A 12,774-nucleotide genomic window follows, 5' to 3' on the forward strand; every position below is an offset into this window, starting at 1 on the left:
GTTACTTTAAAGCATTGAGTTCATTTTCGTATAAAAGCCCCATCTTCGTAAGTGCTGGTGTTTCCACTAGAGCAGAATGCCACGTTTGTCGCCTTGATGGAAGATGTGCTGGAGTATATCGCCTGCCCTATGATGCTGAATGTCCAGTCATCTGCATGGATGAAAAACCCTTTCAGCTGCTGGACGAAGCCCGGAATCCGATTCCAATGAAACCGGCCAAGCCGCTTCGTGAAGATGCAGAATACGTACACAAGGGAACGTGCAGTATCTTCATTTTTATGGAACCGCTCGCAGGTTGGCGACATGTGAACGTCCGCTTCCAGCGTACGCGAATCGATTGGGCCGAGCAAATCCGGGAACTCCTGGAGGTTCACTACCCGGATGCCCCCAAAATTCGCTTGGTGATGGACAATCTAAACACCCATTCTAAAGCTTCCCTCTACCAAGCGTTTGAACCAGAAACCGCTCTGCGCTTAGCCAAGCGGCTAGAGATTCACTACACGCCTAAACATGGCAGTTGGCTGAACGTGGCCGAAATTGAACTCAGTGTCATGACTCCGCAGTGTCTGGATCGACGGATTCCTTCGATGGAGGCATTAACGAGCGAACTGACGGCGTGGGAGGTGTAATCGAAATAGTCTTCAAAAGGGCGTTGATTGGCAATTCACTACAGAAAATGCCTGGGTGAAACTTAAGAGATTATATCCACAGTTTAAATACTGATGGAGTACTGGGTGCTTTAGACGAACCAAATAGAAAGGATTATTGCAGCCAAATAAATGACTACATAAATTTTATAATTTTGATCTTTTTTGTAATTTTCTCATCATAATAATATGATAAACTGTACAACGAACAAACAAATATTAACGGAGGTGTACTTATTTATGAAAAAAATCTTCACAATGCTTTTAGTTTTTACATTAGTTTCCCCTGTACTTCAAATCACCAAAAGTTCTGAAGCTGAGGCAGCAGCAAAAGTTAAAACAGATACCTCTCAGTATTTCATCACACAAGAAAAGTTTAATAAACGGGAAACGGCGAGTAGTATAACACTTAAGCAAGGCAAATTGACTGTAACTGCTATTAAGCAGAAATCAACTGACCTTCCATCCACTACCCTTATTGATTCTATAACAATAGCTAACGGAACTAAAAAATATACTATTACCTTTGAAGATGAACCTGAAACCGTTACTTCCATTTCTAAATCTTCTTCAAGTAAGTACCTCGCACTACAAGCAGGGTATGGTAGCGGTAACAAATTATTCGTCATTAATCTTAATGACGGCTCCTATAAAATCATCAATGACCTAGTAAAAAGTGCAACCGCAGTTGAAACTGTGACAGCTTACAATTGGTCTTCTAATGGTCGAAAACTTGCATTTTCATACGGAGATCCTTCCTTAAGCAGAATAGCAATATACGACGCAGTTTATGGCACTTTCACTTATGTACCTAGAGAAACAAGCACTATTTCCACCGCCTTTATTTTCTGGGATAGAAAAGGAACATTCATAGACTTTGCAAGTGAATACCCTTCGGATAAATTCAAATTATATAGATACTCACTCGACACCAAGAAAACTAAAACTATCAGAGCTTTAGATTCTACAGAAATAGTTGAATTGAACAAAATAAATAAATAATCATAAAAAAGCAAGCTGTCGAGAAAGACCGTCAGCTTGCTTTTTTATGATTACCCCCTCGCGAAGAATCAGTAGGGGATTATTATTTTTATGAAATAGTAATCTTCCCGGATCCGCCCCCAGCATTTGCTATAGCGTTAATTAAAGTTGATTGGTTTGCATTGCTAAGCCGGATGCATCCGTAGGTTGGGCGCAAAGGATACCAAGAAAGCGAAGAGTCAGTAGCAGGATCGCCACCATGAATCATAATCTCATCACGACCGTTATTTTGAGCAATAAGGGCATTGCCGCTCAATGCATTATTAAACCAAACTCTTTTGTAAGGACCGAACGAAGAACTAGGACTTCCCACTCCCACTACTGTAGTTTCATACACCCCGGTAGGAACATCTGCATTTTTAAGTTGCCAGTTTGAGTGGTCATAGTTATTTGCGGCATCATTACTACCACGGCCTAATGCCTCAACCGGACCAAATACTAAAGCCCCAGCACTGTTATACATTTTGAGTGTCCCCTTGTAATCTCTGTTCGTTGGAAAACTTGCCATAATATGATAATTGTAAGCCATAGTAAAAACCTCCTGTATTTTTTGCTTTTTATAAAAGAGAAGGGTTTTACTATCTTTAATGCACCCTTTACATTAAGGACAGTAACTCTCTTACAAATTCATTATATAGTATTACGTAACGTTACGCAATATATTTTTTTATTTTTATTTTTTTACAATATAGATTAAGCTCATAACCGACTATCGTAGCAGGAATAAACTTGTTGTCATAAGAAAATAAAGTAGTAGAACTCCGAGTAATACGGCCACCCATTTAAGATCCCTACACCGAGATAAATAAAAATTATTTCGTATCATTACGTTCTATTTTATTATGGGTTTGTGATTTACTTTTGTAGAAAACTACATATCAATGGGATCGATTAGCAGTTTTCATACCCCTACAAAAATGTGAACATAAATATTACGTAATAATACATAACGCATTAGTATTTGCGGAGGAATTTATATGGCTTGTGTTTCTAATATCAATAATTTCGTCAATGGTTCCATCAATTATAATGAAACAAGTTATGGCATTATTCCTTTGGCTAAATGGGTATCTTATCAAATTGGAGAAAAAGCAGTGGCCTGAATAGTCTTCCCATGGCCCTGATTATTGTTCAGTGGGGATTTGAACTTAATTCTTGCATTTAGAAATCCTTCAAAGCTCTTTCAATTTTGCTTACCGAGATAGTACGTGCCTGAATTCCTTAATCTACATTCAAAAAACTGGCCCGAATGTATAGGGATTGTCCGATCTCTATTAAAATTAGGTGACTTCAAACAAATAAACAAGTTGTAAGAAATACAAAAGGAACTCCTCCGCTCTGAGGTGGAAGAGTTCTTTTTATTCAGCAACTAACTGCTTATTGATTAAATCTAATTTGTAATGTACATCTTTGGTGTCTTCTTCAGGTGTACCTACACCGATAGGTGGATGCACTACTAATCGTTCATTTTCGATATATGGCAATTCTTCTGATCCAGAATAGAGAAGTGTTTTAGAAACATGCCCTTTTTTACAACGTATAAACAGGCTATCTCTGGGACGCTAGCGCCAGCAAGCCGAGATACAGTTCGCTTCCGATGCAGAATGGTAGAGTTCTTGCCCTGGCAAGTAGAGACATTCGAACGAGCGAAATCGAAAATTGTTCAATAGAGTAGCTACCGAAAAACCGATCATCCTCATCGGCAGTGGCTGCCATGCCTACGCGTTCCGCGACAGCGGACAGTATACAGCTTCAAGAGTACGCAGCATCAGAAGCAGTAAATGCCGGTTCTTATCGAGTCGGACCATCCTAGTTTTCAGCGCCAGCGGTAGCGCTTCACATCCAAATGGGACTGGGAAATAAGGAGTGTGGGGACTGCTACACGGATTGGCCGCAGTATGCCGGCGCAGGGGCACCGCCACATACCGTCACCAGATCTTTTGTCACGCCTCCACCGTTACCACACACGCCACTTTAGCAGCTGATCGTAACGCTGGTCTTCCCACAGACCGCCTCAGCCTATTGATTCTTCATCCCCCCCCCAACACCACCTCGATTCCACCAAGCTTGATCCGAAGGCCCCTTATCTTGACCTACTGGTCTGACCCCCCTCAGTAATTTCTATACAGCTACGTCGGATCGTTAGCAATAAAATCATTGTTCGGTTTGCACAAAAACAAGCCAGTTACAGGAGCTGGCTTGTTTTCAATTTTTGAAATTACTGACTCATCTGGCCTTGGGATACACCAATCAGCTTGGCATACTTTTTTCGAAGCAGCTCGGGCTCCTGGTACACAGGGAACTTTTAGGATCAGAAGCATCCTCGGTAAAGCCAGGAACGGCAAGGTGTTTATCTATCGGCTTTAAGACGGCAAAAGCGGCCATTTAGAGCCAGTATACTCTGCTACACAATTGATTGGGCCTGATAAGCTAGAGGGCTGTACATCGCAAGAAATTCTAAACTCCGGCTGAAATCCTGTAATTGGATCGACCTTGTACTGCTTCATGTACATCTTCCTTAGTTCGGCAAGCTGGCTAGATAACTCAAGCCCAGATGCAAACAACATTTCTCTTTCCTGCTCATCAATTTCTTCGCAGATACAGTTAGCATAAGATAGAACGGCTAAGTGGACAGCTTGAATACTTTTAAGTAATTGTTCACGGGCAAATCACTTATACTCCTTTTGATGTATTTCTTAATTACGTTCCTGAAGTCAACCATCATCTTTTTTGTCTTGGCTAATAGCTGCTTTTGAATCACTCTGATGAAATGTCCTAAGCAACAGATTCATCGTCTTATCGAGCTGAGCCAAACGTTTCTCCAATCCTTCCATTTGTTTGTTGAATTTGATAAGAATTGTTTGAAGGAGAATGAGAGAAAGGGCGATTGGAAATCCGACGTTGCCGATCAGCTGAACAACAGTTTGCAGATCCATAAGTAAAAACCTCCTTTCCTTAGCATTTATTATAGTATATTACGTTGCGTTACGCTATATTTTTAAAAAATCGACCAGTATTTTGTGCTATAATAACATAATTTATATGTTATAATATAGAGGAATAATTATTAGGGGGATGTCAATGGAATCAAAGGAAAGGCCTTCTAGGCTCACTGTGTATCTTCCGGTAACAGCTAGAATAGATTTATTTCAAATCGCTCAGGATACTGGATTGTCTCAATCGCAGTTGGTGGTCATGGCTACACATAGCCTATTAGCGAACTATAAAGCTAAAGGCAATGCTATTTTTGCAGAGCTGCTAAACAATAATTCGAATTTTAATGGAAATAAGTCACAAATGAAGGAATAAAAATATTGTGAGACGTAACGAATCACTATATAATAGCAGGAGGTATGATAAGGAGGATGAAGATGAAATATTCCGTTAACTTATTTGGGTACAACGTGGATTGTCAGTTCAGGGTAGAGAATGAAGGCCTACGTATTGAAATTCTCGAAGAAGATCAACGAGCATTAAAGCAGTACCTTATTCGCGTTTTGCCTAAATATGGAAGAGAGGCCTCTAGCGCTTCTTCGTTACAAACGCTGCTGGATCTTGCCATAGATGCTGAAAAAACACTAGAAGGCCGTATGGTTGAACCGAAGGTAAAACTGCCTTATGAGTTCCAGCCAGAAATAAAGGAAAAATTGATCGAGGCTGCAGCCTTGCAAGAAACATCGGCCACCCAATTATTAATTCGCTTGATCGAAAAAAAATATCAAGAGATTATGGGATAGGAGGAACAACTATGGCATACGGCAATAAAGTTAAATTTCATTATGATGTGCCGGCGTATATAAAAAAACAACTGGCTGAAGCTGCTAAAAAGCTAAACATGACGGCGACCGATCTATTATCCAAAACAATTGAAGAGGAATACGAACGTATTAAAAAGGAAAAAGCGCATGATGCTAAGTAATATTAATCAGAGAAGCAAACATGGAAAAAAAACGTATCTGTTCTAAAGGGAGACTTTGGTATAAATACTCTCTTCCGATTTGATCACATGAGAAAAAATGACAAACACTATACTTTTCCAATTGGTTGTTTTCGATGAGATAAACATAGACATTGGGTATTTCTTCTTGTACATGGCAATAGAATTGAGAAGTTGGGCTGGCTTCAATGATCCCTATAATATGTTGATGCACATCCCCTGGTAAAATATTAAAGTTATTAGCTTGAAATTGGTTTTCATAGATTATCATAAGACGAATGCCCCCTTATTTGTTTAATACCGATTCTGTACTTAGCTTGTCCATTATACCAAACGTAAGTTCGCATGTTAAGGGTGTGATTCCCACAGCAGTTATTTTTTACGTATTGGAAAAGAGATATGTTTCACAGGTTACAATATTGAGATTTTGTTGCTGTTTTATAAAATAATGGATTAAAATAAGGTTCAGTAAGAAGATTTGGTAATTTCTTTTACTATTGCCCCCCTTTTTTTGCAAAAAGTTTTTTTATATCATATCATAACACGTAACAATACGCTACGTATTAAGATAATTGAAAGGGATTTTTTGAATTTTTTCTTTTTTATATAATGATATACAAATATCTCGAAACAGAGATGATGACCTGGATCTCTGTCAATAGACTGAACACATCAAACCAAGAGAATTACGCCGCCATGTGGTACATACGTTCGTATTGATTGGGCGTGAAGTACCCAATCGATGAATGGACACCTTTCCATTATAGAAACAAGAAATGTACGCGAAGACGGCTCTTTTCGCTTGTTTTCTTGTTTTGAATTTTTCTTGACCAAACAAATTTCGGGATGCAAGTGTTTTAACTTGCCTCGTGCCTGCTTAGTGGTAAACTACCAATCAACGGATTTTTGAGCCTGGTTACGCTGGGTTCCCAAGCGGTCACCTTACGCTGCAACTCCTCCATGGAGACGATTCGCCGATTCAGACATTGGATCGTCAGTACGCTCAACTCGATTTCAGTAATGTTGAGCCAACTTCCATGCTTTGGTGTGTAATGAAGTTCCAATCGTTTGGAAAGGGCCAAAGCCTGCTCCGGTGCAAACGTTTCATACAACGATGAGATCGTGTGCGTTTTCAAGTTTTCCATCACCAGCCGAATCCGTTTCACCCCCGGATAATGAACTTCCAGCAATTCTCGAATCTGTAGCGCCTAATCCGCTTTCGTATGTCTTGCGGAGGCATGCACATGACGCCACCCGGCTAACGGTACCGTAAATAGAAACAGGCTGCAACTTCCCTCGCGTACATACTCGTTATCTTCTTAACTGGACTTGTCCCGGCTTCGTCTAAGCGGAGGGCGAGAATGGCCGAGCAGTTGCACGGGCGGTTCATCCATACAGACAGCGGGATTTCCGGGTCGTAGGGATGGGCATACGTCTCCAAAATGTCTTCCATGCGTGCAACAAATTCGCTACTGGCCTTGGTAGGAATGCACCACTGTTTTTTAAGTGAGGCTTAAGTTTTGTTTTTTAATATGGTCCGAATCGTTTTCTGTCCTATCGATTTCAGAATATTGAGTTCGATGACCCGACGGGTTAACAGACGAACGGTCCAGCGGGCATAGCCCTCGGGCGGCTCGGAACACGCTAACACAATGAACCGGGCTTCCACTTCGCATGTTACCTGTGAAGGGCGTGCCAGTTCGGCATACTTGCGGTAATACAGGGTCTCGTGAAGGCCACGGGTACAGTAGTCCTTCACCGTATTCGATACGGTAACTTCACTGACCCCACATCGCCGCGCAATTTCAGCCTGTGTTGGAATCGCCCCTTGACTTTCGTCCGCTAGAAGCAGCACGAGACATCGATGATGAATTCCTTTGGATGTGGCAGTGGCTTGAAGGAGGGTTTCGATCCATTCCCGTTCCTTGCCTGAGTATTACGGCTCTTGGTCCTCGTCTTACAGTCGCTTCTGAAGCTGGCAGAGAGCCGGAATCTGGGATCAAATATTAGAGCATATTTCAACCCTTCCCGACTTCGAAAATGTGATAATCGACGCAACCATTGTACGAGTCCATCAACATGGAGCCGAGGCAAAAGGGGTCAGCATTTTCAGGCCATTGGACGATCACAAAGTGAACTAACAACCAAAATCCGTGGGCCACGGATGCTTTGGGTAATTCTCTTCGTTTTAAGCTGACGCCCGGACAAGCCCACGATCACGATTCGGTAATGGGTTACGAAATACTAAAGTCGATAGAATTAACTGGTAAACAAGTCTTGGCGGATCGGGCTTACGATACCAACCAATTCTCAAGCTTTTGGAAAGAACCAGAAACGACTTTGGTCATTCCAAGCAAGAAAAATCGACGAGTCCAGCCGAAATGGGACAAGGAAATCTACAAAGAACGGCATCTGGTCGAATGTTTCTTTAACAAGGTGAAAAACTACCGCTGACTGGCTACCCTTTTTGACTAATTGTCGTGTACGTTCAAGGTTTTTTTTAACGCTGGTATAGATTATGGTCTAGTTGCTTAGGTTTACATACAGACTCTAATCATTTAAGCGATAATAGCTAGAAAAAAATTTTAATTTTATATCGCGTAACGGTACGTAATATTATATTATATAACTGTGATTAACACATAGTTTGGTTGATAAGCAGTAATATACCCGAAGTATGTTGAGATGTCCGGAAATTTCGGCAATTCGGTTATTAAGCTGAACTTTATCAATTAAAAACTGTTTGTTGCTCTCAATATTACGTAACGTTGCGTTGTTTAACGTTATAAAGGAGGATTTAATTATTATGCCATGCTCTCAAATTAATTTAACCCCAGTGTCTTTGTCTGCACCAACCCCAGTTGCTTCAACGGGATATACAGCTATTTCGGGGCAACGTCTGTATGTTTGTGATAACCCTGAGCCACTCACTTCAGCAACATTTAGCACGCCGATCATTACTTTGTGGGATGATATTGTTCCCAACTCCACCTCGGTTAACTATCGTGTATTTATTTGGCATCATAATGATACCAGCAGCACCATTAAATATGGTTTGACGGTGGGTAACGCAGGCGGTAATCCTGTAACTGTTAGCTCTATTAAATACGATACGACTGTAACAGCAAATGGTGGCGATATTCTCACCAATGCAGGCCTTTGTCTGGCCAAAGCACTTCTTGGCCAAACACTAACATCAGAAAGCACAACTGTTACTATCCCATCTGGCTCCGTCCAAACTGTCAAAGAATTCACTCTTGCAGCTGGACAAGTAAGAGGTCTAGTTATGGAATTTACTCTTTCTAGTGCTTCTGCCATGAGCGCAAAAATCCGGACCGTAGCAGGTAACAGTACTGCGGCAATTCTTAATACACATCAAGGAGCTGTTATTGGTTCTGTAAGTACTCACCCGAGAGGCACTTGGAATTATGCCGACGTGCAAGGCGCCAATGCCACTCTCACGCTTGGAAGCGGAGGCACTTCTAACAGCATTTCCATTTTGGGCGATAATCCGTCTATACTTCCGGGAACTTTGGCGAATAGTGCGTCTTTTGGTGGGATATATAAATGCAATCTCACTATTAGCAACACATCTGGTAGTTCGCAGACAGCAAACCTTTACTTGAATCCGCGAGGCGGGCTGTTTGTTGGGGCAGTAAAGGTGGGAAGCAACCCGGTCTATGGTATTGCAAAGACGACGACTGCTCAAAGTGTGAAAATTGGTGCATTTTCTCTTGCAAATGGGCAATCGGTTACAGTTCCGATTCAAGTTACTACTGGTGGTGGCAGCTCGACACCGATTGCTTTCTTCGTTCGCAACGCGTAAATTAATAAAAAAACACCGACTCCTACATGCTGGGGGTCGGTGTTTTCTTGATTGGAAAAATGAATGATTTTATGTATTCTAATTACATAAAAAGGATTATATATGGTAAAATATATAAATGGGTCCAATACAATTCTATTTAGACAGAAAGGAAAGAGGTGACTGATTTTAAAGTAGATTACTAGATTATGTGTTCGATTATTAGTACTTACCTTTATGTGATTACGTATACAAGGGAACGTAGGAACAACGGAACATTGTATATTAAGGAGGAAATTATGAAATTCGTGCAGATTATGACCGTAGGTGCGATAGTGGCGTTAGCGATTTCAGGATGCAGTGATAAGGCAAGTTCAAATTCAAATCCAGATCAACAATGGCCTCAGAACAAAGTGAATAATAATGAGGTCAACAACACAAAGGAAGGTGTAAAAAAAGTTGAAGGAAAAGCAACTATAGAAACATATAAAGCAACTGACAAAAAGATGAATTCTGTAGATTATTCACAGTATTATAATAATCAAGATAAATCTAAGGTTGTAGTTTCGGGAAAACAGATTGTATGGAAAAATAAAGATGTTACTTTTACCGCAAAATTAACTAAGGCTAAGGGAGAAGAAGCCGCCGAAGCCAATGAAGTTGTGGATTCTATGAAAATAAAAAGTAAGCGCGGAGAGCAACTTGTCAAGCTCAACCCACGACCATTGAGAGTTAATTCACTTTCCTTATCCAAAAGCAACCAGATAGCTCTCCATGTAAGCGATCATGAGGGGAAAAGACTTGTTCTAATTAATTTATCTAATGGGACTGAAGCTATTGTAAACATGTTTGAGATGAATAGTGATGGAGCGGGAAGTGAAAAGATTGATGCATATAACTGGTCACCAGATGGGAAAAAGATTGCGTTTGGTATCGGTGATCTGGGTTCAAGTTATATCGGAGTATACGATGTAGAGCGTAAGAGCTATACGCATGTGTCCGATAAGGATTTTATACTGATCTCCTCTATAGTTTGGCATAAAGATGGGAAAAGTTTTGACTTTGTAAGTAAAGGTGATGATTCTCCACAAGCAGTACTCTATACTTACTCAGAAACAAAAAAATCAATTTTAAAGAAGGGGTCTTTATCTAAAAACGATGAACAGAAGCTAGCTCAATTAACACCGAAATTTTAAGAGGGAACCTTATGGAAACTAACCCACATCAAATAGATGTGGGTTAGTTTGGAATAAAGTATAAAAATCTTAGTTTTCACTTATTGTTACTTTACCAGAGCCGCCAGCTGCTTTGATTGCTTTCACCAAACCATCTTGGTTGTCTTCGGATAGTCGTACACAACCATGTGTTGGGCGTAAACCACCTGAGTCAGAAGGAGCTCCGCCATGAATCCATAACCCAGTGCGTCCGTTTCTCTTAGCAGTTAGGGCTTGTCCACTAACTGGATCCATTTGAACAATTCCATACATACCGTAAGAACGACGATTCTTTGCTGTATCATTTCTTGGAGAAGCAAGCTGGGCAGTGTACTCACCAGTTGGAGTATTTCCATCAATTTCTGTAGGAGCGTAGTCATACTCCGAGCGTCCAAGTGCTGGCACAGGGCCAAATACTAAGGATCCACTACCGTTATACATTTTCAAAGTACCCAATTCTCTACGATTGCTTTTCAGATTAACCATAATATGATAGCTCATGATTTTTTCCTCCTAAAGGTATATTATTTAATAGATACAAGGAGGGGGTTGCGATATTCTCTAATGCACCCCAGCATTAGGATATCGCCTCTCTGTAATTCTATTACATTATACTACGTAACGTTACGCAATATAATATTTATTTTTTTTATAAGAGACGGATTGTAATATGAAGTGCGACACCTACTGGAAATAAATAAAAAATGGCCCATGGCCGGATTCGTGTAGAATGAAGGTTCCTACACCACATTCACACAAGGAGAATCCACCATGAGCTACACACATCATAAGTGCTCGAGGCCATTGCCAGTGAATTGGGCAGGCATCATGCCACCATTTGCCGAGAACTCCGTCGAAATGAAACGCAGAAGCCCTATTGTGCCGAGCGATCTCAGGAGAACTATGTCCAGCGACGTAAGTCCTCCGTCCCAGCCGGAAAATGGACACCACAGCAGTCGGTCCTTATTGAAGAAAAGCTTCATGCCACGTGGTCTCCCGAGTAGATCGTAGAACGACTCCGTCAAGAGGGACACCCTGTGGTCTGCTTTAAAACCATCTATCGCTGGCTATATACAGGCCGTTTGGTGAAAGGAGTGCTTGCCGTCTTACGCCACAAAGGTAAACGGCAGAAGCCTGTAGAGACACGCGGCAAGTTCGCTGTGGGTAAGACCATCTCTCAGCGTCCGAAAGAGGTTCGTTCCCGGAAAACCTTCGGTCATTGGGAACTCGATACGGTCGTCTCGGGCCGTGGGAAAAGCAAGGGCTGCGTAGCTACATTCATCGAACGCAAGACCCGACTGTACACCGCCGTTCCCATGCCTGACCGTACAGCTTTGTCCATGGAAATTGCTTTTGGTGTAGTAGCCTCGCAGTACCCTGATGGTGCATTTCAAACCGCTACTGCAGATCGTGGCAAGGAATTCGCCTGTTACGCCAGCTTGGAAGAAGCTCATGGCCTACAGGTATATCTCGCAGATCCGTATTCTTCCTGGCAACGCGGCTCGAATGAGAATGCCAATGGCCTCTTGCGAGAGTTTTTTCCCAAGGGGACAGATTTTGCACAAATCACGGATGAAGCCTTGGAGACTGCTCTGCGCTTGATCAACCATAGACCACGAAAATGCTTGGGTTGGAGAACCGCTCACGAATCCTTTTCAGAGGAACTGTCGCACTTAGCTTGACAATCCGTCTTAAATTAAAACGTAAACAATTGTACCGACTACAGATAAGGCCATCATCAATAGTGAAATAATATGCTTTTGTGAACTGCGAATATATTTCCATTGAAAGATAGATCGAACACCGAACACTATAATAAGTAATACGCCAATCCAAACATATTTATAAGGGGGTTCATTAACAAAAAAAAGTGACAAAAATATACCAATACCCCCAATCACAACGAACCACCTGTATGGGATATAACCATCCGTGTCTGATATCTTCTCATCTGTTTTGCTGATAATTTTATCCAGAACAAATTGAATCACAGCTGCAATAAATAATACAAGATAAAAGCTCACTTGCATCACCTTCTTTTTCCATTTGTTCAACTATACTACACGAATACAAATTTTTCATTCATCAATAAACACCTGAATTCGTGAAACAAAGTTTTGAAAAGGTTAG

The 12,774-nt window shown here is 41.2% G+C and carries 16 protein-coding genes and 1 pseudogene; 10 read left to right on the plus strand and 7 right to left on the minus strand.

Annotated elements, in window-relative coordinates; translation table 11 throughout:
• The coding region (locus L691_RS30345; RefSeq protein ID WP_156934357.1) for an IS630 family transposase at window positions 1-629 on the plus strand (629 nt) is incomplete at its 5' end.
• 258 nt (window positions 630-887) lie between these two features.
• On the plus strand, window positions 888-1,649 hold the full coding sequence (locus L691_RS0127015) for a beta-propeller domain-containing protein (protein ID WP_025693306.1): 762 nt from the start codon (window positions 888-890) through the stop codon (window positions 1,647-1,649).
• An 88-nt stretch (window positions 1,650-1,737) separates the two neighbouring features.
• On the opposite strand, the gene L691_RS0127020 is transcribed toward L691_RS0127015, so the two are convergent.
• Window positions 1,738-2,217, minus strand: a complete 480-nt coding sequence (locus L691_RS0127020) for a L,D-transpeptidase (RefSeq protein WP_025693307.1) — start codon at window positions 2,215-2,217, stop codon at window positions 1,738-1,740.
• A gap of 448 nt (window positions 2,218-2,665) precedes the next feature.
• Between L691_RS0127020 and L691_RS34030 the strand changes: the two genes are divergently transcribed.
• Complete coding sequence (locus tag L691_RS34030) at window positions 2,666-2,791, plus strand: hypothetical protein (RefSeq protein ID WP_269634901.1); 126 nt, start codon at window positions 2,666-2,668, stop codon at window positions 2,789-2,791.
• 1,611 nt (window positions 2,792-4,402) lie between these two features.
• Here L691_RS34030 and L691_RS0127030 read toward each other — a convergent pair.
• Window positions 4,403-4,624 (minus strand): hypothetical protein, encoded by a 222-nt coding sequence (locus L691_RS0127030; RefSeq protein ID WP_025693308.1) that lies wholly within the window; start codon window positions 4,622-4,624, stop codon window positions 4,403-4,405.
• Window positions 4,625-4,769: 145 nt separating this feature from the next.
• On the opposite strand from L691_RS0127030, the gene L691_RS0127035 reads away from it, so the two are divergent.
• From L691_RS0127035 to L691_RS33225, 3 genes are all read left to right on the plus strand, one after another.
• Window positions 4,770-4,997 (plus strand): hypothetical protein, encoded by a 228-nt coding sequence (locus L691_RS0127035; RefSeq protein ID WP_025693309.1) that lies wholly within the window; start codon window positions 4,770-4,772, stop codon window positions 4,995-4,997.
• A 62-nt stretch (window positions 4,998-5,059) separates the two neighbouring features.
• Window positions 5,060-5,425 (plus strand): hypothetical protein, encoded by a 366-nt coding sequence (locus L691_RS0127040; RefSeq protein ID WP_025693310.1) that lies wholly within the window; start codon window positions 5,060-5,062, stop codon window positions 5,423-5,425.
• A gap of 11 nt (window positions 5,426-5,436) precedes the next feature.
• Window positions 5,437-5,607, plus strand: coding sequence for a hypothetical protein (locus L691_RS33225; protein WP_198023122.1), 171 nt, complete (start codon window positions 5,437-5,439; stop codon window positions 5,605-5,607).
• Here the strand turns inward: L691_RS33225 and L691_RS0127050 are convergent.
• From L691_RS0127050 to L691_RS30350, 3 genes are all read right to left on the minus strand, one after another.
• Entirely contained in the window at window positions 5,600-5,896 is a 297-nt protein-coding gene (locus L691_RS0127050) for a hypothetical protein (protein ID WP_025693311.1), read from the minus strand. The genes L691_RS33225 and L691_RS0127050 overlap by 8 nt on opposite strands.
• Before the next feature lie 586 nt (window positions 5,897-6,482).
• Entirely contained in the window at window positions 6,483-6,815 is a 333-nt protein-coding gene (locus tag L691_RS32365; RefSeq protein WP_198023123.1) for a transposase, read from the minus strand.
• 323 nt (window positions 6,816-7,138) lie between these two features.
• A complete protein-coding gene (locus L691_RS30350; protein WP_025693312.1) occupies window positions 7,139-7,480 on the minus strand; it encodes a helix-turn-helix domain-containing protein in 342 nt (113 codons plus the stop codon).
• A gap of 314 nt (window positions 7,481-7,794) precedes the next feature.
• On the opposite strand from L691_RS30350, the gene L691_RS31660 reads away from it, so the two are divergent.
• The 3 genes from L691_RS31660 to L691_RS0127065 all read left to right on the plus strand — a co-directional run bounded on the left by L691_RS31660 (window position 7,795) and on the right by L691_RS0127065 (window position 10,626).
• Window positions 7,795-8,079 (plus strand): transposase, encoded by a 285-nt coding sequence (locus L691_RS31660; RefSeq protein WP_156934359.1) that lies wholly within the window; start codon window positions 7,795-7,797, stop codon window positions 8,077-8,079.
• A 352-nt stretch (window positions 8,080-8,431) separates the two neighbouring features.
• Complete coding sequence (locus L691_RS32370) at window positions 8,432-9,451, plus strand: hypothetical protein (RefSeq protein ID WP_156934360.1); 1,020 nt, start codon at window positions 8,432-8,434, stop codon at window positions 9,449-9,451.
• A 278-nt stretch (window positions 9,452-9,729) separates the two neighbouring features.
• Window positions 9,730-10,626 (plus strand): TolB family protein, encoded by an 897-nt coding sequence (locus L691_RS0127065; RefSeq protein WP_025693314.1) that lies wholly within the window; start codon window positions 9,730-9,732, stop codon window positions 10,624-10,626.
• A gap of 69 nt (window positions 10,627-10,695) precedes the next feature.
• Here the strand turns inward: L691_RS0127065 and L691_RS0127070 are convergent, their stop codons facing one another.
• The gene (locus tag L691_RS0127070) at window positions 10,696-11,145 is read right to left on the minus strand and encodes a L,D-transpeptidase (RefSeq protein ID WP_025693315.1); all 450 of its coding nucleotides are present in this window, start codon (window positions 11,143-11,145) and stop codon (window positions 10,696-10,698) included.
• 299 nt (window positions 11,146-11,444) lie between these two features.
• Between L691_RS0127070 and L691_RS30355 the strand changes: the two are divergent.
• Window positions 11,445-12,326: pseudogene (locus tag L691_RS30355) on the plus strand (IS30 family transposase); the annotation flags it as partial.
• Window positions 12,327-12,335: 9 nt separating this feature from the next.
• Here the strand turns inward: L691_RS30355 and L691_RS0127080 are convergent.
• Complete coding sequence (locus L691_RS0127080) at window positions 12,336-12,668, minus strand: DUF4181 domain-containing protein (protein WP_025693316.1); 333 nt, start codon at window positions 12,666-12,668, stop codon at window positions 12,336-12,338.
• Window positions 12,669-12,774: the final 106 nt, after the last annotated feature.

The organism is Paenibacillus zanthoxyli JH29 (assembly GCF_000520715.1).
Taxonomy (GTDB): Bacteria; Bacillota; Bacilli; order Paenibacillales; family Paenibacillaceae; genus Paenibacillus_AQ; species Paenibacillus_AQ zanthoxyli.